The 24,163-nt window shown below is 39.7% G+C and carries 20 protein-coding genes; 8 read left to right on the top strand and 12 right to left on the bottom strand.

What is annotated here, in order from left to right:
- Positions 1–89: 89 nt before the first annotated feature.
- From ACPPVU_RS18010 to ACPPVU_RS17990, 5 genes are all read left to right on the top strand, one after another.
- On the top strand, positions 90–2,135 hold the full coding sequence (locus ACPPVU_RS18010; protein ID WP_426667952.1) for a BatA domain-containing protein: 2,046 nt from the start codon (positions 90–92) through the stop codon (positions 2,133–2,135).
- Between the two features lie 32 nt (positions 2,136–2,167).
- Positions 2,168–3,421 (top strand): dihydroorotase, encoded by a 1,254-nt coding sequence (locus ACPPVU_RS18005; RefSeq protein WP_426667951.1) that lies wholly within the window; start codon positions 2,168–2,170, stop codon positions 3,419–3,421.
- 4 nt (positions 3,422–3,425) lie between these two features.
- Positions 3,426–4,094: a hypothetical protein gene (locus ACPPVU_RS18000; RefSeq protein ID WP_426667950.1), complete on the top strand. Its 669-nt coding sequence runs from the start codon at positions 3,426–3,428 to the stop codon at positions 4,092–4,094.
- 13 nt (positions 4,095–4,107) lie between these two features.
- The gene (locus ACPPVU_RS17995) at positions 4,108–4,707 is read left to right on the top strand and encodes a DUF4199 family protein (protein WP_426667949.1); all 600 of its coding nucleotides are present in this window, start codon (positions 4,108–4,110) and stop codon (positions 4,705–4,707) included.
- Positions 4,708–4,811: 104 nt separating this feature from the next.
- The gene (locus ACPPVU_RS17990; RefSeq protein WP_426667947.1) at positions 4,812–5,360 is read left to right on the top strand and encodes a DUF4199 domain-containing protein; all 549 of its coding nucleotides are present in this window, start codon (positions 4,812–4,814) and stop codon (positions 5,358–5,360) included.
- A gap of 66 nt (positions 5,361–5,426) precedes the next feature.
- On the opposite strand, the gene rseP is transcribed toward ACPPVU_RS17990, so the two are convergent.
- From rseP to ACPPVU_RS17960, 6 genes are all read right to left on the bottom strand, one after another.
- A complete protein-coding gene (rseP, locus tag ACPPVU_RS17985) occupies positions 5,427–6,761 on the bottom strand; it encodes an RIP metalloprotease RseP (RefSeq protein ID WP_426667946.1) in 1,335 nt (444 codons plus the stop codon).
- Between the two features lie 12 nt (positions 6,762–6,773).
- Positions 6,774–7,955: a 1-deoxy-D-xylulose-5-phosphate reductoisomerase gene (locus ACPPVU_RS17980; protein WP_426667945.1), complete on the bottom strand. Its 1,182-nt coding sequence runs from the start codon at positions 7,953–7,955 to the stop codon at positions 6,774–6,776.
- A gap of 26 nt (positions 7,956–7,981) precedes the next feature.
- The gene (locus tag ACPPVU_RS17975) at positions 7,982–9,481 is read right to left on the bottom strand and encodes a GH3 auxin-responsive promoter family protein (protein ID WP_426667944.1); all 1,500 of its coding nucleotides are present in this window, start codon (positions 9,479–9,481) and stop codon (positions 7,982–7,984) included.
- Positions 9,482–9,483: 2 nt separating this feature from the next.
- Positions 9,484–10,182: a hypothetical protein gene (locus tag ACPPVU_RS17970; protein WP_426667943.1), complete on the bottom strand. Its 699-nt coding sequence runs from the start codon at positions 10,180–10,182 to the stop codon at positions 9,484–9,486.
- A 7-nt stretch (positions 10,183–10,189) separates the two neighbouring features.
- Complete coding sequence (locus ACPPVU_RS17965; RefSeq protein WP_426667942.1) at positions 10,190–11,158, bottom strand: glycosyltransferase; 969 nt, start codon at positions 11,156–11,158, stop codon at positions 10,190–10,192.
- A gap of 111 nt (positions 11,159–11,269) precedes the next feature.
- Entirely contained in the window at positions 11,270–12,220 is a 951-nt protein-coding gene (locus tag ACPPVU_RS17960; RefSeq protein WP_426667941.1) for a glycosyltransferase family 2 protein, read from the bottom strand.
- A 207-nt stretch (positions 12,221–12,427) separates the two neighbouring features.
- Between ACPPVU_RS17960 and ACPPVU_RS17955 the strand changes: the two genes are divergently transcribed.
- Positions 12,428–13,420: a TonB family protein gene (locus ACPPVU_RS17955; protein WP_426667940.1), complete on the top strand. Its 993-nt coding sequence runs from the start codon at positions 12,428–12,430 to the stop codon at positions 13,418–13,420.
- Positions 13,421–13,432: 12 nt separating this feature from the next.
- On the opposite strand, the gene ACPPVU_RS17950 is transcribed toward ACPPVU_RS17955, so the two are convergent.
- From ACPPVU_RS17950 to ACPPVU_RS17925, 6 genes are all read right to left on the bottom strand, one after another.
- Positions 13,433–14,782, bottom strand: a complete 1,350-nt coding sequence (locus tag ACPPVU_RS17950) for a polysaccharide deacetylase family protein (RefSeq protein WP_426667938.1) — start codon at positions 14,780–14,782, stop codon at positions 13,433–13,435.
- Positions 14,783–14,857: 75 nt separating this feature from the next.
- Positions 14,858–15,445 carry a DUF6992 family protein gene (locus tag ACPPVU_RS17945; RefSeq protein WP_426667937.1) on the bottom strand — a complete coding sequence of 196 codons (588 nt, stop codon included), beginning with the start codon at positions 15,443–15,445 and terminating at the stop codon, positions 14,858–14,860.
- Between the two features lie 79 nt (positions 15,446–15,524).
- A complete protein-coding gene (locus ACPPVU_RS17940) occupies positions 15,525–16,400 on the bottom strand; it encodes a PfkB family carbohydrate kinase (RefSeq protein ID WP_426667935.1) in 876 nt (291 codons plus the stop codon).
- A gap of 61 nt (positions 16,401–16,461) precedes the next feature.
- Positions 16,462–17,268, bottom strand: a complete 807-nt coding sequence (locus ACPPVU_RS17935; RefSeq protein WP_426667934.1) for a polysaccharide deacetylase family protein — start codon at positions 17,266–17,268, stop codon at positions 16,462–16,464.
- Positions 17,269–17,382: 114 nt separating this feature from the next.
- Positions 17,383–18,726 carry a D-arabinono-1,4-lactone oxidase gene (locus ACPPVU_RS17930; RefSeq protein WP_426667933.1) on the bottom strand — a complete coding sequence of 448 codons (1,344 nt, stop codon included), beginning with the start codon at positions 18,724–18,726 and terminating at the stop codon, positions 17,383–17,385.
- Between the two features lie 59 nt (positions 18,727–18,785).
- The gene (locus ACPPVU_RS17925) at positions 18,786–19,601 is read right to left on the bottom strand and encodes an SDR family oxidoreductase (protein WP_426667931.1); all 816 of its coding nucleotides are present in this window, start codon (positions 19,599–19,601) and stop codon (positions 18,786–18,788) included.
- Between the two features lie 82 nt (positions 19,602–19,683).
- On the opposite strand from ACPPVU_RS17925, the gene ACPPVU_RS17920 reads away from it, so the two are divergent.
- Both ACPPVU_RS17920 and ACPPVU_RS17915 read left to right on the top strand, forming a co-directional pair.
- Positions 19,684–20,616 (top strand): glycoside hydrolase family 43 protein, encoded by a 933-nt coding sequence (locus ACPPVU_RS17920; protein ID WP_426667929.1) that lies wholly within the window; start codon positions 19,684–19,686, stop codon positions 20,614–20,616.
- A gap of 181 nt (positions 20,617–20,797) precedes the next feature.
- Positions 20,798–24,127 (top strand): patatin-like phospholipase family protein, encoded by a 3,330-nt coding sequence (locus ACPPVU_RS17915; RefSeq protein ID WP_426667928.1) that lies wholly within the window; start codon positions 20,798–20,800, stop codon positions 24,125–24,127.
- Positions 24,128–24,163 lie beyond the last annotated feature (36 nt).

The raw sequence follows: 24,163 nt of genomic DNA, 5'->3' as shown, positions 1-24,163 counted from the left end.
AAATAAAGCTACAAAATAGATAAATCGTAGACATGTCTATATGCACATTAATTTGCACATTTGCATATCTGCACATTCGCACATCAATAATGCATTTTCTATATCCCGCTTTTCTCTTTGCATTAATATCGCTGGCTATCCCTGTTATTATACACCTGTTTAATTTTCGCAAATATCAAAAGGTATATTTCAGCAACGTACAGTTTTTAAAGGAGATACAGGAGCAACAGGCATCCCGCAGAAATTTAAAGGAACGATTGATATTAGCAGCACGTCTATTAGCCCTTCTGTTTTTAGCGTTTGCTTTTGCCCGGCCTTATATCCCCGGAAAAAATGCGGCAAATACAGGCAAACAGCAGGCGGTCAGTATTTTTGTAGATAATTCTTATTCCATGCAAACCCTGAATAAAGAGGGGACATTACTGGACGAAGCTAAGCGCCGTGCAAAGGAAATCGCATCAGCTTATAATATAAACGACCGTTTCCAATTACTTACACAGGATTTTGAAGGCAAACATCAGCGTTTATTAAGCAGGGATGAATTTAATGATGCGGTTGACGCAGTAAAGATCAGCCCGCAGGGCCGCAGTTTACAGCAAATCGTCAACAGGCAACAAAGTTTGTTAAATACACAGCATGGTGCTGTTCGATCAACGTACATCATATCAGATTTTCAAAAAAATATGGCAGATGCAGGCGCCATCAAGACTGATGCTGGCATACACTTTAACCTGATCCAGTTAAAAGCAAGCGAATTGCCAAATGTTGCAGTAGATTCCGTTTGGCTGTTAACGGCCGTGCATCGCCCGGGTGAAAATGAGAAACTGGTAGTAAGGTTGCATAACTACGCGGGAGAAAAGGCTGAAAAAATACCATTGAAATTGCTGATCAACAAGGGGCAAAAAGCTTTAGGAAGTTTTACTATCAACCCACGGTCCGTGCAAAACGATACGTTGTCATTCTCCGGCCTGCAAAGCGGTTGGCAGCCTGCCGAAATACAATTGCAGGATAACCCCGTTACGTTTGATAACCAGTTTTATTTCACTTTTAACGTTAAACAGCAAATGCCGGTTTTGCTGATCGATGGAGCTATAAGTAATCCATTTTTAAAAGCTGTTTTTGAGGTTGATCCTTTTTTCGCTGCCAAAAGAACAGATGATGGTAACGTAGATTACGCTGCATTGAATAACTATCCACTGATAGTTTTAAGTGATATAAAAGCGATCTCAACAGGATTGGCTCAACAATTAAAAACTTACGTTGCCAAAGGCGGTAACCTGGTTATCTTTCCTTCTGCAGATGCTGATCTTGCCAATTACAAAGCATTTTTGCAGCCAATGAATGCTGCATATCCTGAAAAATTAATAAATGAAGCGACTAAAGTATCTGCGATTAATCTGCAAAATCCGGTATTCAAAAATATTTTCGAATCCTATCCTCAAAACCCTGATCTGCCTACGGTAAAAAAATACTATCAATTAAGCTCATCGGGTGGTGAAAACTTAATGGAATTGCCGGGAAGGCAATCATTCTGGTCAGCCTATAAAAGTGGGAAAGGTAAAGTCTATGTATCGGCAGTAGCATTGAATGATGATTTCAGCAGCCTGCCACGCCATGCTTTATTAGTGCCGGTGATGTTCAGAATAGCTTTGTTAAGCGGGCACGACCAGGCGTTGTTTTATACACTTGGCCAGGATCAAAGCATTGAAGTTCCACCAATACAAAGCGATGAGCGGCAACTGTTAAAATTGGTTAAAGGAAACATGACTATTATACCCGATGTAAAGCAGCAGGAGGGAAGCACTTTGCTTTACGCATCCGACCTGTTGCAGGAAAGTGGGAATTATGAGTTGAAAAAGCAGGATAGTATATTATCGGTACTGGCATTTAATGATAACAGGAAAGAGTCAGATATGAGCTACTTAACGGCAGATAATCTGAAGCAAATTTTTCCTCAGGCAGGCAATGTTTTACAACCGGGACAGGCATCAATAAAGGCTGAAGTATCCGATTTAAATTTTGGCCTGCAATTATGGAAACTTTGTATAATTTTGGCATTGATTTTTCTGGCAACCGAAATATTGCTCATCAGGTACTATAAGCCTGGTAAACAGCAGTTTTCAGAGCTGGGATAAGTCACAGCCATTCCATTCTTAAAGCAGCGCTAATGAATTTGCTTATCAAATCTGCAACCATTTCCGATCCGGGTTCGCCCTTTTACAAACAAATTGCCGATGTATTAATTGAAAAAGGTGTAATTACCAGGATAGCTAAAACAATTAATGAAGATATCGACAGCTTTGATGCAAAAGGTAAATACCTCGCGCCCGGTTTCTTCGACCTGAACTGTAATATAGGCGAATTAGGCCTGGAAACCAAAGAAGATCTGCAGACCGGTACAAGGGCAGCAGCAGCAGGCGGATTTACAGGAGTTGTATTGATGCCTAATACCATGCCGCCGGTACATTCCAAGGCAGAGATCGAATACCTAATGAACAGGGCGAAAAACAACCTTGTGGATGTATATCCATTAGGTACCATATCTTATAAGAGAGAAGGCAAAGACCTGGCCGAGATGTACGATATGTATCAAAGCGGCGCAAAAGCATTTACTGATGGCAATCAACCTGTACAGGATGCCGGACTGATGGAACGTGCGCTTTTATATACCAAAGGATTTAATGCACTAGTATTCTCATATCCAGAGGACACAGCTATTGCCGGCAAGGCCAAGGTACACGAGGGCGAAGTGAGTACATTATTAGGGATGAAAGGCATTCCCTCACTTGCCGAGGAGTTAATGGTAGCGCGCGACCTTTACCTGGCAGAGTATACAGAATCAAGAATACATTTCAGTACAATATCTACCGAGCGTTCGGTAGACCTGATCCGGGAAGCTAAGAAAAAAGGCTTGCAGGTATCCTGTGATGTGGCTGTTCATCATCTGTTGCTCACTGACGATGCGCTGATGGGCTTCGATAGCCAGTATAAGGTGAAACCACCTTTGCGCACTAAGAAGGATGTGAAGGCGTTATTAAAGGGACTGACAGATGGTACAATAGATGCTATCGTATCACAGCATACCCCGCACGAAGTTGAGTTTAAAAATGTAGAGTTTGAGATGGCAGAGTACGGCATGATAAGCCTGCAAACAGCTTTTGCCATAGCACTTGAAGCAGGACTGGCAGTAGATATGATCGTTGAGAAAATGGCCATAAATCCGCGCAAAATATTAAATATTGAAGTGCCTGTTATTGCCGAAGGACAGAAGGCTAACCTGGTGGTTTTTGATAAAGATGCTGAATGGATCTATGATAAATTCAACAACAAGTCAAAATCTTATAACTCACCGTTCATAGGGCAAAAACTTAAGGGTTCTGTTTTGTTAACCTATAATAACAACAAGCTATTTAAATCATAAGAATATGATCGACCCCAAAATAGGATCTGCAGTAGAAGCTGCTTTGCAGGCTTTTTCACAATACGGCAATTTTGACGCAACTCAGCTAACCGCAAAATTTAAAGTTGTATTTGCATCTGAGGAAGACTTTTTAAGCAAAGTAGACCTGCTTGATGGTGTTTTTGATGATAATCCCAAAGTTGAATCACTGCGCGAAGTGTTTTTTGATCTGCTGATGATCAACTTCTTCAGCGCAGATGTAAAGAAACTGGAAGATGATTATCTGGAAACTCAGGAATGGGCGGAAATAGAAGAACAAACACTTGAAAGAGGAACCGAGCTTTTAAATTTGCTGCTTTATTTAAACGAGTGTGAGGATGAAGATATTGAACCTGAATTAGAGGATTATCTGAAAGAGTTTTTATTGGTTGATGAGGACGAGTTCCAGGATGAGTACCGCATTTATGAGCCGGTTATCGAAAATCAGATATTAATGGAAAGCCCGGTTGCTGAAATAAGCAGGGTTGCAAAGGATTTGCCTGATGATTCTGAAATAAAGGATATATTTTACCCTATGATGTGCTTCTTCCAGGGCACTGCAACTGGTGAATATGAAAAGGATAAGATTGCTGCCAGTGCTATCGAAAAGGATTTTGATATGGCGGTATTGGCGGTATTGATCAGTTTTAATTAAAGAATATTTATAAATGGGAATAGTTATAAGCAGTGAATTAAAAAAAAACGCTTTAATTAGTGGGTTGATACTCGGTCTGATTCTGCTGGCATGCAATATTATTAGTTTTTATTTGATCACTACAGTTGTTAAGTCCCCGATAGGTGTAATTGCTGTGCCTTACGTGTTTTCTATCATATTACCCATTCCGTTCGCAATCATTTTTTGTTACAAACTCAGGGCTCGCATGGGAATATCCTGGGATTTCAGGATAGCTACATCAGGTATATTTATTATGTTCCTGGTGGCATATGCCTGTATATTCGTTGGGCGCGACCTGATTTTTGCTCATGTTATCGAGCCTAAGATGAATATTAAAATAGAAAATGTGCTGCTAGCTGCTACTCCTGTCGCGTTAAAACAAAGCGGTGCTAACGAAAAGCAAATTGCTGATAAACAAAAGCAGATCAAAGATCAGTTTGCTGTACAGGACAACGTAACTGTCTGGCAGCAAATAGAATCGCAGGTCATTTCGATCATATTGATTTTTGCTATTGCCTTGATTTTTGGCGCACTATTTAAAAGGCCTGCAGTTGCTTATGCGACAGTGGCGGATAACGATCCTGCTTCTTAAATCCAGGGAACTCCTTTCATTATCAAAAGCTATCAACAAAGGTTTTGATATAGTGATATTTAGTATATTAGAGTAATTATTTAAACTCTAAAACAATATCACAAATGGAACAAACAGCACCAAGTTCGGCTAAAATAGCCATTAAATGGTCTTTAATTTACACTTTAGTAGCTATAGTAATAACCTACATTATCGAGATAGCAAAACTGGATATTAACTCTCCGATAAAGTATTTGACTTACATAGTTCTTTTAGCATTGTTATTTTTAGCACAAAAGGAACATAAAGATAAACTGGGAGGCTACATTAAGTTTAATGAAGCCTTTATTACCGGTTTACTATATGGAGTATTTGCCGGGGTATTTACCGGAATATTCGTTTACATCTATCTCACTTTTCTTAGTCCTGAGATGTTTACTCAAACTATTGAGCAGCAAAGGGAGGCTATGGCAGCAAAAGGAAATCTTTCAAGCGATCAAATTGATCAGGCAATGGAAATCGTTAAGAAATATGGTGTAATCCTGGGGGCCCTTGGCGCAATGATAGTGTATTCAATTTTAGGTGCTATATTCGGTTTGATAGGTGCTGCCATATTTAAAAAGGAACGCACAGCTTATGACCCGGAGCCAGAAACAACTGATCCGGCAGTATAATAATTTAATGCCACAAAAAAGCGCCCTCGACATTATCGGGGGCGCTTTTTTGTATGTGTCGGAAGATTATTTCTTCATGATCTGTTTTACAATATCATTACCAAAGGCAAATACCATCAGCGTAATCAGCAGTACAAAACCAACGATCTGTGCCCTTTCAAGGAATTTATCGCTTAACGGTTTCCCTTTTATCATTTCGATGATCAGGAATACAGCATGACCGCCATCTAATGCCGGAATAGGCAACAGATTCATGAAAGCCAGCACCATGGATAACAACCCTGTCAGGCTCCAGAAACGCAGCCAATCCACGTGAGTGCCAAACATCACAGCAATGCCAATAGGGCTCGAAATCGCTTTGCGTGCTTTAAGCTGACCATTAAATATTTTTCCAAAGGTTTTAGACTGATCAACGAGTGTACCCCAGGCTTTTGAAGCACCAACAGGTAGCGATCCGAAAAAGCTGTAATTTAAAGTATCTTCTTTTGGCAATAGTTCTTTTATTGGTCTTGCAAAGCCAATTTTACCATCCTTATCAACATTAACAGGCAATTGCAAAACGGTTGTTTTATTTCTGACAACAGTTAATACCACCCGTTTATTTTTATTTGAATCCAGTTGATCATGCAATTCATCAAAGAAGACTACTTTGTGACTATTTACGGCCGTTATACTATCTCCCTTTTGTAATCCGGCTTTTTTGGCAGCACCATAAACCGAATCAACACTAAAAGTGCTTCGTGGTGCACGTTCAATAAATTCGTCTATACCCAAATCAGATATTTCATTTAGTATAGTCGGTGGTATAGTAATGTTCAGTGTCTGATTGGCGCGCTGAACATTAAGTACGGTATGGTCAAGCAATATCTTAGAACTGGTCAGGTCCTCAAATTTGGTAAGCGGAGTACCATTTACACCAACTATCTGGTCACCTGGTTTTAGACCGATATGCCTGCCAATAGAGCCCGGAACAATACCGTATTTGATATTGCTCATCGGGATATAAGTCTCACCATACTTAATAGTAAGCGCCCAGAAAATAAGTATACCTACAATGACATTTACAATGATACCACCCAGCATAACTATCAAACGCTGCCAGGCTGGTTTTGAGCGGAATTCCCAGGGTTGCGGAGGCCCGGCCAATTGTTCAGTATCCATTGATTCGTCGATCATACCGGCAATCTTTACATAGCCACCTAACGGAAGCCAGCCAATACCATACTCAACACCTTTATAATTAAATTTGAACAGGCTTATACCCCATGCATCAAAAAAAAGATAGAACTTTTCTACTTTAATACCAAAAGCGCGTGCCGCTATAAAGTGGCCAAACTCATGTAAAATTACCAAAATCGAAAGGCCCAGCAATAACTGGCCCACCATAATCACTATACTCATTCCTTATTTATATCAATTTGTAAACGTCTTTAACGGTATTCTTTTAATTAAATTTTGCGCTAATATGCGCGTTTCTTTATCGGTATTCAAATAATCATCAAGTGTTGGTTTTGCATAAAAATCAATCTTTTGCATACATTCCTCAATAATATCGCTCATCGCCAAAAAGCTAAGCCCATTGTTCAAAAAGCCTGCCACGGCAATTTCATTGGCAGCATTGATGATACATGGCATGTTACCACCCTGTTTTAAAGCCTCAAAAGCCAAAGCAAGGTTACGAAATGTCTTTATGTCAGGTTTCTCAAAGCTTAAGTTGGGATAATTGATAAAATCAAGCCTTTTAAAATTGTTCTTTAACCTATCGGGATAAGCCAGCGCATATTGGATAGGTAGTTTCATATCCGGTAATCCCATTTGCGCTTTTATAGAACCATCTTTGAACTGCACCATTGAGTGGACGACGGACTGCGGATGAACGATAACATCAATATGTTCAGCTTCCAAACCAAACAGCCATTTTGCTTCAATTACCTCAAGTCCCTTATTCATCAATGACGCTGAATCGATAGTGATCTTGGCCCCCATTACCCAGTTAGGGTGTTTAAGAGCGTCTTCACGTGTTACACCGGCCAGGTATTCAAGACTTTTGCCCCTGAAAGGCCCGCCTGAAGCTGTTAAAATGATCTTTTCAACAGAATTACTTTCTTCCCCTGTAAGACATTGGAAGATCGCAGAATGCTCGGAATCGACAGGCAATATATTGATATTATGTTGTTTAGCCAGGTCGGTTATTAATTCGCCGGCTACTACCAGTGTTTCCTTGTTTGCAAGGGCGATATCTTTTCCGGCTTTAATTGCGTTAATAGTAGGTTCCAAGCCAGCAAAACCAACCATCGCTGTAAGCACCATGTTAATGTCAGGATGGGTGACAATACCGTTGATCGCATCAATTCCTGATAGCACCTCAACATTAGTTGCTACAAGGGCATCTTTTACTCTCTGATAATATTTTTCGTTACAGATAACAACATATGCCGGATTAAACTTTAATGCTTGTTGTATCAGTAATTCGGCATTATTTTGGGCAGTTAGCACATAGGCACAAAACAGAGAAGGATTTTCTCCAATAACTTCCAGCGCCTGCGTACCAACGCTGCCTGTAGAACCTAGTATGGCTATATTCTTTTTACTCAACTCAATACAATTAAAAGGTACATCAATTAACTAATAAATCTCCCCAACTCATCTGCTATCTTTCTGTCGTTTGATAACCTTGGTACTTTATTTTGGCCCCCCAATTTTCCCTGCGAACGCATATAATTAATGAATGCATCTTTTTCGAGACTTTGGATGATCAAAGGTTGCAAAATGTTACCTTCAATTAGGTCAAAATAATAAATATTTTTCTTTTGCAGTGCTTTATCCACCTTTAACGCAAAAGCTCTCAGATTAGCTGGCTTTTTACCAAATTCAATAAACCATTCATGATAAGGCAGCTCACCTTTAGGGGGATTTACTTGCGGAGCCACCGTAAATTCAACTACAACAACACCTTCCTCATTAGCAACACTCATTAACGCCCGTTCCACCTCTTCACCGATCACATGTTCGCCAAATGCTGATATATAATGCTTTATACGGCCAGTCACCATAATTCGGTATGGATTTTTTGATATAAATTTTATCGTATCGCCAATACTGTAACCCCATAAACCGGCAGTTGTATTTAATATCAGTGCGTAATTTTTATCTAACTCAATAGTTTCCAGGCTAATGCGGGTAGGATTATTATTAAAGAACTCTCCTGCTGGTATAAATTCATAAAACATCCCTGAATCGGTAAGCAGCAGCAATGCTTTCTCTTTCTGCGAGTCCTGGAATGCGATAAAGCCTTCTGAAGCAGGGTAGGTTTCAATTGAGTCAACAGCGAAACCGATACTTTCTTCAATGCGTGCACGGTACGGCTCGTAATTTACACCGCCATAAACAAATAGTTTAAAGTTAGGAAATATGTCGTTGATCTTTTTGCCGCCTGTTTTAGCTGCCAGTCTGTCAAAATACATCTGGCACCAGGGTGGTATCCCCGATATCAGACGCATATCTTCATTCAGAGTTTCTTCAACTATCGCATCCACTTTTTGCTCCCAATCTTCAATACAATTAATCTTGTAACTGGGTAAGCGATTTTTTTGCAGATAAGCGGGCACCAGGTTAGCTACAATACCTGACAGTCTGCCAACAGAGATACCCGCCTTCTTATTCATTACCGGGCTGCCTTGTAAAAATATCATTTTTCCATTTACAAAATCAGCATTGCCGGTTTCATGTATGTAGCCGAGCAGAGCATTGCGGGCTGCCTTAATGTGCTCCGGCATGCTTTCTTTCGAAATGGGGATGTATTTTACCCCGGAAGTAGTACCCGATGTTTTGGCGAGATATTCAGGTTTGCCTGGCCATAACACATCTGGTTCGCCATGTGTTATGCGATCAATATAAGGTCGAAGGTCTTCATAATCCCGTACAGGCACATTTTTTTTGAAATCCTCATAGCTGTTGATCTCCCCGAATTGATGATCTCGCCCAAAGGATGTATTCTTAGCTTGTTCGATCAGGCGCTGAAAGGTTTTCTGTTGTAAGGCAAGTGAATTATTGCGGATATTACTGATATCTTTATTAACCCATGCGGCGAAAACCTTGCTCAATATAGCCTTTAAACCCATATTTAAAGTGTTTCGTTGAGATTGTCATCTATATCCTGGTGACTGTAGATAAGTTTGCGGTAAGCAACTACCAATATAATATTCACTAATGGTATTACTAACAGTATTCCGATTATGATAGCCGATCCTATGAAAACCATGGCCTCAATAATCACAAATAGTAACAAATACTTAATAAAGTTTCCACGTATCAATTTGAAACTCTGTATTACAGATTCGAACGGACCCGATGAATCATCAACAATAAAGCATGCGCAAATGGGAAAATAGAAGAGAAAGAAAAACTGGAAAAATGCCCATACGATTATTCCTAAAATATTTTGCGTAAGGCCCTCATTTAATTCCTCAATTGCATTTGTAAGCAGAACAGAGAGCGTACTTACAATAATTAACAAAAACAAATAGCTATAAAGCATTTTGAATTTAGGAATAATGTCCTTAAACTCGAAATCATAGTATTCTCTGTCAATAATTTGAAAGATCAGTTTGATAAAGCCTAAAAAAATTAAACTAACTATAATCAACAGGATAATCACTCCAATTGAAGTTGCTAAATTTCCTGGTGCAAAATGTGTTAAAACTCCAATAACGGCTATAAGAGTAAATCCCAGCAAAGCATAAAGTGACACGACCGCAAAATTCTTTTTTATAAGATACCAGGCGGTCTTAATGGTATCTGAAACTGAAAAGGGGTGATACATACTCGGTTTATGATCTATTTAATACAACACGTTTCCAAAAATCCTGCATGAATCCTAACCCGTAGGCAATCAATTGTGTAAAGGAAGCAATAACGCTCAAAAATGCAACTTTTAAAGATTTATTTTTCCACCAGGCATGAAAAAATATTAACAAAACTAATAAGGCCAGGAAATAATTACATATTACCGCAATAGGCCATCTTAAAATATTGGCTATCAGACTAAAAATAACACCCAGGGTAAATACTGCAGGGAAAAAATGAACTAGCTTTAACTCACCCGGGAAGAATTTATAGACGTTGATCCGGGCTCTGCCAAAAAAGTGTAATTGCTTATAAAACTGTAAAAAATTGGTACGGCGCTTATGATAAACTTTAGCATCAGGTATCAACCCGATCTTAAATCCGGCCGAATGTATACGGATGCTGTACTCAATATCCTCGCCGGAACGGGTGATGATAAATCCACCAACTTTTTCCCACACTTTACGTGAAACGCCCATGTTAAAGCTGCGCGGGTGAAATTGTCCGATGCCTTTTTTATTACCCCTGATGCCACCTGTGGTGAAAGGGGAGGTCATGGAGTAACTAATAGCTTTTTGCACTGCTGTAAAAGAAGGGTGGGCATCATCCGGGCCACCATATGCATCAAGCCAATCGGTACTTAAACGGTCGTTTACTATTTGTAAATAGTTTTCCGGTATCAGACAATCCGAATCAAAAATGATGAAGTAATCACCTTTAGCGCGCTCAAAACCAAAGTTCCGGGTAAATCCTTGTCCTTCATTAGCTTTGGTAAAATATCTTACATCCAGTTTCCCTTCAAAGCCTTTTACAATATCCGCGGCGTCATTCACCGAACCATCCTCTATTACCAATACTTCAAACTGCTTATAAGTTTGCTGTGTCAGCGTTTCAAGCAATTCTTTAATTTCCTGCGGACGGTTATATAAGGGAATTATTATGGAAAAAAGCATTTGGCGAATGTGCAGATTTTAAATGTGCAAATGTGCAGATTTTTTTATTTCGGATTGATTAGTTTTCATTAGTTAATGATTTGCACATCTGCATATTCGCACATCTGCAAATCAAATTGTTTCCTCAACCTGGTAATTATTACGATCATGTGAGCTGCGTGAAACAAGTTCGGCCACAAATCCTGTTAAAAATAATTGGGAACCTAATATAATGGCAACCAAAGCGATATAAAACAAAGGCTGACTGGTTATATCACGATAATGCTGATTGTGCGATATGGAGTATAATTTCTCAATGATCATCCATATGGTAATAATGATCCCGGCAAAGAAACTCAGCACGCCCATACTGCCGAAAAAGTGCATCGGCCGCTTGCCAAACTTTCCTACAAAAAATATAGATAGCAGATCTAAAAATCCATTTACAAACCGGCTCATGCCAAATTTAGTTTTACCGTATTTACGGGGACGATGTTCCACAATTTGCTCACCGATCTTTGAAAAACCAGCCCATTTTGCAATAACCGGGATATAACGGTGCATTTCGCCGTACACCTCGATGTTTTTTACAACAGTACTTTTATAAGCCTTTAAACCGCAGTTAAAATCGTGCAGGTTGGGTATGCCTGACATTTTACGGGTAGCAGCATTGAAAAACTTAGTCGGAATAGTTTTACTTATCGGATCATATCGTTTGGCCTTCCATCCGGATATCAAATCATATTTATCTTCAACAATTCGGCGATAAAGCTGCGGGATCTCATCAGGACTATCTTGCAGATCGGCATCCATTGTAATTACAACATTACCCTTGGTTACTCCAAAACCTACGTTAAGTGCTGCTGACTTGCCATAATTCCTTCTGAATTTAATCCCCCTGATAAAGGGATTGTTCTCCTGCAGCTTTACGATCATATCCCACGATCCGTCATTACTGCCATCATCAATCAGGATAATTTCGTAAGTAAAACTATTTTCCTGCATTACACGGCTTATCCACGAGGTTAATTCCGGTAATGATTCTACTTCATTATATAAGGGTACTACAACTGATATATCCATTGATCAGGGACGCGACTGGAGATATTACATTTATCCAATCATCCGCAAAAATATAAAAAATAGGTGAGTTGTTGATTGGTAGTTTGAGTTAGGGAAAAGTTAATACTTTTTCAAACTACTTCTTACTCAGGAGAGCCTGATCAACCTAGTAAACCAATTTTGAGTTTTTGTATTGAAAATTTATATTCGTACAAAACTTTATCACAGATGTCAAAGAAAGCTTTCCTTATTCTCTTTTTTAGCATTATAACCTATTTAAATGCAAATGCCCAAAAAGATACGCTCACATATTATATGAAAACCCATAGGATATCAGAAACAGAAACATTTTCAGTCCCTGAATCAGATAAGGATAGTGCAGATTTTGTACGTACCATTCTTTTACCAGATGGAAATACTGATAAGAGCTTATTCTTAATTAAAGATTATTATAAAAATGGGACTCCAAAAATGATAGGTACGTCTACTGTACGAAGTGATTATATACGTCTTTCGGGTAGTTGCATGGAGTTTTTTCCTGATGGGAAACGTAAATCTGTAAAAAACTATAAAAATGGAAAGCTCGTTGATGATGTGATCCAATATTTTCCAAACGGGCAATTATATTTAACTGGTAAATATGATACGAGTGGCAGAATAATTGTAAATGAATGCAGGGATTCAAGTGGTAAGGTATTAGTAAAAAACGGCAATGGACATTGTACAGAATATGACCCTGATTTTCGACGTGTATACGCTGAGGGTAATATTGCCAACGGAATTGAAGAAGGTGAGTGGCATGGTTTTTTGTACGATTCTGCAAGGTATGTATGCAATTATGATAAAGGTATTATAAAGAAAGGTACGGCTTACGACAAGCACGGCAAGGAATATACATTTAATACAACAAAGCTTATTAATCCTGTATTTAACGGTGGGATATATAAGTTTTATTCGTTTTTAAGACAAACCATACATTATCCAGCAGTTGCAAAAAAGAATAATATACAGGGGAAAGTATACATATATTTTATAGTGAATAAAGATGGGCGATTATCTGATTTTAAAATTGTTAGCGGCCTCGGATCGGGTTGTGATGAAGAAGTGATGCGTGTTATGGAATTATCACCACCATGGATACCAGCATCCCAATTCGGAATGCTTTTGCGTGAACCATATACTATGCCAATCGGCTTTACTATGGTAACAGAAGATAAATGATAATCAGAGGACTTAATTCTTTTGAATTTCTGATAGCGTTATAGTTTCAGCATTCGACTCCGCCTGGTACAGCACGTAACTCCCTTTTTCATCCTTCTTAACCGATAATTGATTGGAAACTTTTCCCTGAACTTCTTTCACATTTTTCCATCCCGCAGGTACATAAGTTTTCAAAGTTAAAGGCAGGTAATACATGCTTTTATCCAATGAATGACTGAGCGTTACTGTAATGTTATTGCTTTTTTTCGCTCCGCTAACTTTAGCTGCTTCGCGTTCGCGCATATATCGGGTTACGTCGCCAAAGGTGGCTACCCAAAGCTGCTCGTCCTTACTTTTGATATATTGAAAATATTCGTCAAGCAACGTACTTGGCAAAGCTTCGTAACCCAAACCATCGATACCATGAAACACCAACACCAACCAGGTATTGTTTTTAGTAGCTGCGGTATCTACCCACGATTTCATTAAAGGTAAAGGTGTTTTGGTAGTAGCTCCGCGTTGCCATTGAATATAATCTTTATCAGTAGTGCCCGGTGTTTGTTTGCTGGCGCGATCGATCTCCTTCAGCCATGGTTCAGGCATCCTGTTCCTAAATGCAGGATAAATCTTATAAGCGATCTGCATTACCCTTTCATTTTCATAACCGTAAGGCACTTCGCATGAAAAGGTATATTTTGGCCCCAACTCCCTGAGTATCTCTTCCTTGCTTTTCTCCAGCTCATATTTAATATTAGCCTCATCAAGGCCCGGCATGGTAGCATGGGTGATGGAGTGACTGGCGATTTCATATCCTTCGGCAGCATCCTTTCTGAAATCGTCCCAAGTTGAGCCTATAGCTTCTTTATATTCCGGACAAGGTTCATATCCGGGTTTAAAGTCACCGTGGCGTACTTTGGCATATAAAGAGTCCATCAGCTTAAAAGCCTTTTCTTTTTTGCCCGAATCGTACATTCCTCCAGCTTTGGTATGATAGGAGATAGTGCCCATGTAACCCAGGTATCCTGCTGCCGAACAACGTTCTAAAAAATTCTGATCGCTGGTAGGTACAGTGGCTGATTCCTGTATGATTTCCTTTACGGGCCTGCCCACAAATTTGCCCTGGTATTTTGATCCTGTAATTGGCCCGGTAATAACAAAGAAGGTGGCAGGCATTTTTAGCCTTTCCATTACAGGTAATGCTTTCAAGAATTGATTTCTTGACGCATCATCATAAGTAAGCGATACAGCGCCATTTTTGCCATATTGCCACTCAGTAACTGTTGTAGTGCCTGCAGTGCTCTCCTGAGCTTTGCATAATGTTGCCCCTAAACTTATAATTGCACAAAGAAATAGGGCTTTTAGGTTTTGCCTGGAAGGATACATAACCCAAATATAATCCATTAACACACAATCAGGAACTTCTGATAAATCTTATTGATCAAAGTATCGGAATTGTTACTACATATTAAAAACCATGCCCACTCTTTTGCCATCGAAAGTGATTGGATGTTTTTCAAGGAAGCTTCTGAGTTTATTGCCGTTGGTTTTTTCAGCATGATACATTACGCCATCAAATATTAACAGAAAGCCGCCTTGTATTAAAATTGATTCGCCATAACCTTTCATAATAGGAGAATTTCGTGAATCGCCTTCGAGTTTGAGATAAAGACCGGTTCCGATATAAGCAACATCCAGAATACCATTTATGAAGAATATTTTTTCGATCCTTTTTTGTTCTTCCAGTGTTTCTGCCGCGGTGAAGGTCTTTTTTCTTTGTTTTTGAAGTCCGCCGTAACCAATTAATGCTACTCCGAAATCTGCGGCTCCCCAAATGGTATTCATCTCAAAAAAATATCTTGATTCAAGATTTGTTGAATTGGCCCAGCCAATAGCACCTGTACCCAGGTTCAAAATCCCCCAACCACCCAATACTTCCATACCTGAAGAGGTAATACTGATGCGCGACTTATTAAAAATTTTCAACGAATCCTGCGCGAAAGCATGTGCGCTAAACAGGATCAGGATAATGGTAAGTGCTTTTTTCATCGGTATAAAGTAAGGGTAGTTTAAATTTAAGTAAAATATTACACAGGCTATTGATAGCCCGCCGTGTTTAAACGGAAATCTAATGAAAAGGGTTTTTTAAAGAAATCAACACATCTTCTTCCGATCCTGTAAACGGCCCCGGCGATTCCATTTTTAAACTGGCCATGGCTGCAGCAAATTGCCCTGCTTCCTGTATGCCTTTTCCTTTTACACGCTGGTACAGATAGCCCGCCATGTAAGTATCACCACAACCCGTTGCATCTTCTATAGTTTTTGGTTTATAGGCGGGGATATTATAAAAATTGCCATCACTGTAAATAGTTGAACCCATACTACCGTTGGTGATCACCACTTCTTTTACGCCCCACTCAGCCAAAAGCTTTGCACCTTTGCTTACCTCTTTATGCCCTGTTAGTACTTCCATTTCGGCCTCATCGGCCTTTAAAATATGCACATACTGTAATGCTTCCTTTTTTTCGGGCCAATCAACAGGATACACTTTTTTATTTTTAACCATACGTAAATAGCCTTGTGCGTCAAGGGAAACACGGCCTTTTCCTGCTAAAGTTTTGATCAGCTCTGTTGATATATCATCTGCCAGTAAAGGCCCGAGGTGGAATATTTTCGCATCTACAGATTTTAATTGATCCATAGTAAAAGGATCAGCAGTAGCTAATACATTTTGGGTGCGATGGTCCTGGTCGTCGGCATAAATATTCTCGAAATATACTGTATGGGCACTTGATTGTACCCTTACTTCGATGCCTTTATCTCGCAGATTCATTACATAGCCTATGTCACTTTCAGCAAGTGCCGTCACCAATAAATAACTCACATCAAGATTACAAACCGCATAAGAAAAGTAAAAAGCTGTGCCACCGGCCATATGCCTCACCGTTTTGGTGGTGACTACCTTATCGGATGTGATATGTCCTACGCAACAGATATCGTACATAAATAATTACAGTAAACAGGGCAAGATAGTAATTTGAAGAATTAAACTAATGATTAATAAATCAATTTGTTTTTTGGGCTTCTTTTATCTTTTCTGCTACATCAACCATAGGGGCTATCCAGATGTCTTTTTCATGCGCTTTAAGATAGTGCAGCAATTGGCTATGTTCTTTTAGGCCGACATTGAGATTGTGACCCCCACCCACGCCGTGAAACAAAAATACCAGTAGCGTATGGGTTTGCTGTGCCTTTTTTACGAGGTCGATCATATATTCAGCCGACTGGCCATTTATAGGATAACAATCAATATTCGTCAGATCTACCTGCTTGGCGGTTTGCAAGCCTTCATTTACTCCACGGGCACCGGCAAAATCGTTTTTCAATTGATCATAAAAGTACACATCGCCTATTTTCCGGTCGCCGCATGGGTAGGCAAAGGTTCTTACATCCTTACCGTCAATGGCCTTTAATAATGTATTATTTATCCTGATCTCTTTTACAACGCGTTCTACAGAATATTTACTAAGATCTACATCAGGTGTTATAAAACTCCGGCCCGGCAAACTACCATCACAGGGATGAAACATAGAATGATTGCCCAATTCGTGACCATGCTTAGCTGCCAGGCGCCATTCCGCCAGTCGTTTATTAATAACCGGCGATGAGCCGATCAGGTAAAATGTGCCCTTTAGTTTTAATGAATCCAATGCCGGCAGCACATTATCCAGATCGATATCAATAGCATCGTCATAGGTTAATACTACAGCGCATTGTTTATTGTTCCATGTTTTAGTGTCCTGGGCACATGCTGTTAAGCAACAGGTTAAAAGTAGGAGAATGGGTATTAGATAAGGGTTAAGCTTTTTCATTAATTTATATTTCTTTTTTGTCCGAACCATGATTTTTGTGATTTAAGGATTACCCGGATTACTTATCAAATTTTTTTATAATCAAGTAAATCTGTTAATCCTGAGAATCAAGGTTCAGACAATTCCACAAATATTGCGATCTAAAAATCCATTTCTGAATTTTCCATGGGGATCATATTCGGCTACCAGCTTTTTAAAGTCAGCTAATTTCTCATAACGTGATTCTAATACTTTGGGTGATAAAGTAAATACCTTACCCCAATGCGGCCGGGCATTAAAAGGTGCGAGTTCTTTTTCGATTAGAGGTAGTAATTTTAATACGGCTTCAGTTTCTTGTTTCCATGTAAAATGGATCGTAACAGAAGTTTGGTTGTGGCAGGGGCTCATCCATAAATCATCTGCAGCAATGGTGCGTACTTCGGTAATGAAAAGATGAGGGCCGATCTGTTTCCCTAATTTGGATACTGCTTCTATTGCCTCAACCGCATGATGTAAGGGAACAAAATATTCCGACTGCAACTCCTTGCCGCTGCTTGGTGTAAATCCCATTTTAAAATGTGGCAAACGCTCATACCACGGGCCTGGTACACCCATTTGGTCGGTACAGCTTTCGGCAGAATGGTCTATTATCGGGTGCAGGTTTTTTGTAGCTGCTTTAGCGCCATAGAATTCAGGTTGATTATGATCCCTTTCATCCATGCGGCTTTTTATCCAAACCTCATTGATAGTATCACTTTGCCAATCGGTAAAAAGACTAACGCTGTATCCGGCAGACATTATCTGCTCAAAATGAGGCTTTAATTGAGTCATCGGCAATTTTAAAAATACACGCTGGCGCATCATATAGGTCGGCTCAATTTTAAGCGTGACTTTAGTAATTACGCCTAAGGCCCCCAAACCAACTACTGCAGCATTCAGTTTTTCAGGATCTGTAGCTTTTGAAAGATGTATAACGCTGCCATCTGCTATCACTATTTCTAACCCTGTTACAGCAGATGCAAGATTGCCATTTTTTATACCAGAGCCATGCGTAGCTGTGGTAATAGAACCGGCAACTGAAATATGCGGGAGTGAGGCCAGGTTATGCAAAGCAAACCCATGCTGATGCAGGTAAGGGGCGAGCTCGCCGTATTTGATACCGCCTTCAACTGTTACTGTATGTGTTTTGGTGTCAAGTGAGATTACTTTGTTTAGCTCTTTGGTAGAGAGCAAATCATCTTTACTATCAGCAATCGTATTGAAACAATGCCGCGTGCCAAGCGCTTTCAGTTTCGGGTGCTTTTTTACGATTTGCTGTACCTCTGCAACTGTTTTTGGGTATTGTACATTGTCTGTACTATAAGTAAGATTTTCAGCCCAGTTTTTTAATCTTGGAGCCTGTGCCCAGCCACTAAGCGGTGATAAAAGGGGAGTAGCCATTAAGGTAGTGCTTAACTGTATAAATGTTTTTCTCTTCATGGTTAATTGGTTAATACAAGGTAGTATTAAATTAAATACCGATAAAGTACAGGCAATATTTATTGCTCATCGAACAAGTTATCTGTCCAATGCGGTACTTTAAATTCGTAGTTTAAAATGGATTTTAAATTAATACTATCAACTATTTTCCAATTATTCAATTCATTAATAAATTCAGGAGCTTGTAATCCGGCTTCTAATGCAGTCCGCCCGTAAAAATCAGCTCTTGTTGGATGATCAGAAGAACAAGCATTAAAAAGATAACCGAAAGCATCTCTTTCAATAATGGCCTCGCTGATACCTACGCAATCCTGCTGATGAATCAGGTTGACCGGAGCTAATCCGTTTGGGATATCTTTTTTCCCGGCAAAAAATCGCCCCGGATGCCTCCCAGGCCCAACCAGTCCGCCAAAACGAATAATGGTAGTTTTGAAATCCGTTTCCTTTTGGAAAAGCTTTTCTGCTTCTAATAATATGCTGCCTGATTCTGTGTCCGGATTTGGATCGCTCAACTCATTAACTTCATTATTATGATCGCCATAAACGCCTGTCGAACTGATGTAGATGACCTTGCTTACATGGTATTCTAGGATGGTTTTAATGATCCGTTCTATCTTAGGCAGATATCCCGCTGTTTCACCTTTCCGGAATTTTGGTGGTATGCTGATTATCAATACATCGCACTCAAAAAATGAGGAATCAAAATTTTCACTATCAGCATCAAATTGAACAGAATAGGGGATAATACCTTTCGATGATAGTTGCTTAAGTTTTTCATCCGATGTAGAAGAGCCTTTAACCGTAATACCTTTTTGTATTAATGACCTGGTCAAAGCCTTACCATACCAACCGCAACCTAATATACTAACCACCATCTGTTTTTTTCAATAATAAAATTGATGATGGTAAACCTATTTGTTTTTTTCTAATTTTCGCGTTTTAAAAATGTCATCATTCATGAAATCCTTTTTAACCACGATCAGCTTAATATTTTTAATTTCTCTGAATCTGTTAGCCCAGAAAAATCCAGTGATTGATGGCTGGTATGCTGATCCCGAAGGTATAAAATACGGCGATACTTACTGGATATTTCCAACATATTCAGCAGAATATAATAAGCAAGTATTTTTTGATGGTTTTTCATCAAAAGATTTGATTACATGGCAAAAGCATCATGATATATTGGATACCAGTGCAGTGAAATGGGCAAAACGTGCCATGTGGGCACCCGCTGTTCTGCAAAAGGATAGTAAATATTATTTCTTTTTTGGAGCAAATGATGTACATGAAGGTGAAGTAGGAGGTATCGGAGTAGCCGTTGCTGATAAACCGGAAGGCCCTTATAAAGATTTGATTGGGAAACCATTGATCAATAATATAGCTAACGGTGCTCAACCCATCGACCAATATGTATTTAAGGACAAAGATGGAACTTATTATATGTATTATGGCGGCTGGGGACACTGTAATGTGGTAAAATTAAAAGATGATTTTAGCGGAATTGTTCCTTTCGATGATGGGAAATTATACAAAGAAATAACACCCGAAGAATATGTTGAAGGCCCGTATATGCTATACCGTAATGGCTTTTATTACTTCATGTGGTCGGAAGGTGGTTGGGGTGGACCAGATTACAAAGTGGCTTATGCCATGTCTAAATCGCCACTTGGTCCATTTAAACGTTTGGCTACTGTATTACAACAGGATCCGAAGATAGCTACCGGCGCGGGCCATCATTCAGTGATCCATTCCGTAAATGATGACAAATACTATATCGTTTACCACCGCAGACCGCTTGGTGAAACCAGTGCTAACCACCGCGTTGTTTGTGTTGATGAAATGCATTTTGATAAAGACGGTCATATTCTCCCGGTAGTAATGACTAAATAAATCCTTAAGGGAGGAATATTTTTGTGAAATATTATTATAAAAAATACTTCTCCCGGTATTTTTTATAATAAAACTATATTTATCTTTATATTAATAATTTATTAACTTATGCTTAAGTAATAAATAAGACCTTCCGCCTGTATCACAATCCATATTTCTAAACTTTATCAAATTTAAGATAATGGATGTAGTAACCGATCTAACCGCACAGGCTGTTGCCAGTATCACAATTATTCAAAACATCTGCAAAAAAGACCTGGATCTTGTGGAGCGCCAGCACGCGCAGGAAAAGTTTTTATGGGAACTGGTTGATAAACTGGAAAAAGTAAACACGGATGATGCAACCATTACCAACCGTGCAATGCAAGATGTGCTTTGGTGCAGCATCGGGGTCGAAAAGTCTTCGGATTTCAAGAAGTGTTTTATCATGCTGGCAGATGAATTGCTCAGTTGGTTAAGGGAAAATCTAGTTTCCAATACTTCAAAAGATATTCAAAATCACAAAGAGGGTTTGGCCAAAGACGGCACCTTATATTGCACACCTTATCAATGGCGCACTATTATCAGGGGAATTTTATATACAAAGCCTCATTCAAGACTAGCGCTTGTTAAAGCACTTCACTACATGCCTGTCCAGATTATTCTTTGTCTTGGAGGTAAGAAACTTGACCAATCAGAACAGCGGCTTTATCAATCATGGGGCATTGTTGCTACAGATGGTTTGTTAAGCGAAAAAGATCAGTATAATTATGATAAATGGTGGAATTCTACCTATAAACATGATTCCAAACCCCGCAGGGAAATGGCCGAAGCTCTTTTGGCAAATGATTTGGGAATATTAAATAAGCTTAATGAAAGAAAGGTAGCCCTGCCATTTGAAACATTTTTTAATAATGAGCTAAATGAAATTTGCCGGAGCCGCCAGGGAAGGCTTATGGACAATCCGAACGCCCTTGATTTTAACCTGCCTAAAAATGAGCTTGTAGAGCCAAATACAGAAGACCCCCTATCGCGCGCTAAGCGCATGGACTTGCATGGCTTGTGTCTATCGGGTGGGGGGATCAGATCAGCAACTTTCTCCCTTGGTGTATTGCAGAAACTAGCGGAAAAAAATGAGCTATCCCGTTTTGATTATCTTTCTACAGTTTCGGGAGGGGGGTATATTGGTACATGGCTCTCCTGTTGGATCAAACGCGGCGGTTCTGTATCTAAGATAGCTGATAGGCTCAATGTTAAAAAATCATCTGACCCGATGGGTGAAGAAGTAAGACCGATAAGATGGCTGCGTATGTTCAGCAATTACCTGGCTCCTAATGCAAGTATTATGTCTGCCGACTCGTGGACAATGGGAATTACCTGGATGCGTAATACTTTGATCAACCAGGCTTTGCTTTTATTGTTATTATGTACAGCGCTTTCGGCAGTTACAGATATTTTCTATATATGGCAAATATTAGAGGAGCGGGTGCAGAATACATATGATTGGGGATGGGTAGCGGGCTGGAGTGTGGCTATTCATGCACCCGGTGTTTTTATCGTTGGTATTGGAATGAAAGCGTACGATACAGAACATGACGAAAGAAATCTTTTCAAATTCGGCCGCAACAGGGCCTTATCACTATTTTTGATTATATGGGCCGTTTTGGTTGCATATACTGTCAGCTCCTGGTTATATAACTGCCCTTATAAACTGGATTATATGGGTAAAGCAGTGTTGCTTTTGCCGGCATCAGGTGTTGCCTTTGTGGCAATGCTAGCAATTGCCTATATAGGTTTGTACAGGCTGTGTGCCCAACGGCCACTTGAAAAAAAATTAGTGGATGTTGCAATTTTTTTCTCATCTCTGATAGCTGCTGCCGCAGGGTTATTTTTACTTGCCAGTATTTGGGAATTATTTCAGCGTATCGAGGACGCTTTGGTCAGCCGGTTAATTTCTGAAAAATGGATCTTTATTATCGGTCCGCCATTAATTCTTGAAGCAATTAGCTGTTGTGTGGTCATCAGAATGGCCCTTATGGGTAAGTTATTTCCTGACGAACGCCGGGAATGGTGGGGTCGAATGGGCGCTATTGTTCACCGGGCTATGTTACTTTGGATACTTATTACCTATGGTGCGTTGGTCCTTCCCGGCGAATTCACATATTTAAAAAAATGCGCATCGTACATTAATATTCCAGCGCTGTTTGGTGGTTGGGCAGCAATCGTCGGTTTTGCAGTGAAACTTGCCTACCAGTCAAAAGATGCAAAAGATAAACCCGATTCCACAAAAACGATGGTGTCAGATATTTTTGTCAGGGTGGCCCCTTATCTTTTTATGGTAGGTTTTCTACTGATAGGTGCTTTTGTTTTGCATTATTTAAACGTTCTGATAAAAGACCTGACAAAAAATATCCTGCCGGTGATGTGTTTTTATTTCAAAGTCACTATTATTTTAGCCGTTATTACTTATCTTTTTAGCTGGCGTGTTGGGGTTAATGAGTTTTCGTTGCATCATTTTTATCGCAACAGACTGGTGAGGGCCTACCTTGGGGCAACACGTAAGCGAACAGATCGCGACAAAACCGTTAATAATTTCACAGGATTTGATAAAAACGATGATATTAAGCTATCAACATTTGTTAATACGATCAAGGATAATCCTTACTATGGGCCGTACCCTATAATAAATACTACATTAAACGCAAGTGTTGTATCAGAGCTCGACAGGCAAGATCGTAAAGCGGAATCATTCATCTTTTCACCCTTATATTGTGGGTTCGATTTTAGCCCTACACGATCAGCAGCCTATGCAAAAGACAAAGTTTATGAATACGGCTTCCGGCAAACATCCGTATTTGCTTACACACAGGGGCCAATGATCGGTACAGCCATGGCTATTTCCGGCGCTGCTGTTAGTCCGAACATGGGTTATCATTCATCACCGGCTACAGCATTTTTATTAACGATGTTCAACGTGAGACTTGGATGGTGGATAGGTAATCCACGGCTAAGTACTTATAAGAATTCAGATCCGACCCTGGGCGTTGCTTACCTGGTAAGTGATCTCATCGGCAAATCGGACATTAATTCAAGGTATGTCTGTTTATCTGACGGCGGACATTTTGATAATATGGGATTATATGAGTTGATACGAAGAAGATGCACCCATATAACCTTAGTAGATGCCGAGGAAGATAAAGACGATGCTTTTGAAGGTTTAGCCAATGCTATCCGCCGGTGCCGTATTGATTTTGGTGTCGAGATCACTGTAGATACCAGCCAGATAACAACTAAGAATGCCCTGGGACTTAATTCAGTTCATGTAACAAATGGTACTATCAGCTATCCCGGGGATAAAACTCCTTCAGGGACGATCACCTATGTTAAAGCAACGCTTACCGGTGATGAGACCACCGATATCAGGCAATATCAATCAAAGAATGATTTATTCCCTCAGCAACCTACCAGCGACCAGTTTTTTACAGAAGAGCAATTTGAAAGCTACCGGCAATTAGGGTATCTTTCTATCTGATGGGATTAATGAGCGTTTCAACAAAGCAAATTGAGC

It is taken from the genome of Mucilaginibacter sp. McL0603, from assembly GCF_049992945.1.
Lineage (GTDB): Bacteria > Bacteroidota > Bacteroidia > Sphingobacteriales > Sphingobacteriaceae > Mucilaginibacter.
The sequence above is the reverse complement of the archived record's forward strand: the minus strand, read 5'-3'. Positions and strand labels throughout refer to the sequence as shown.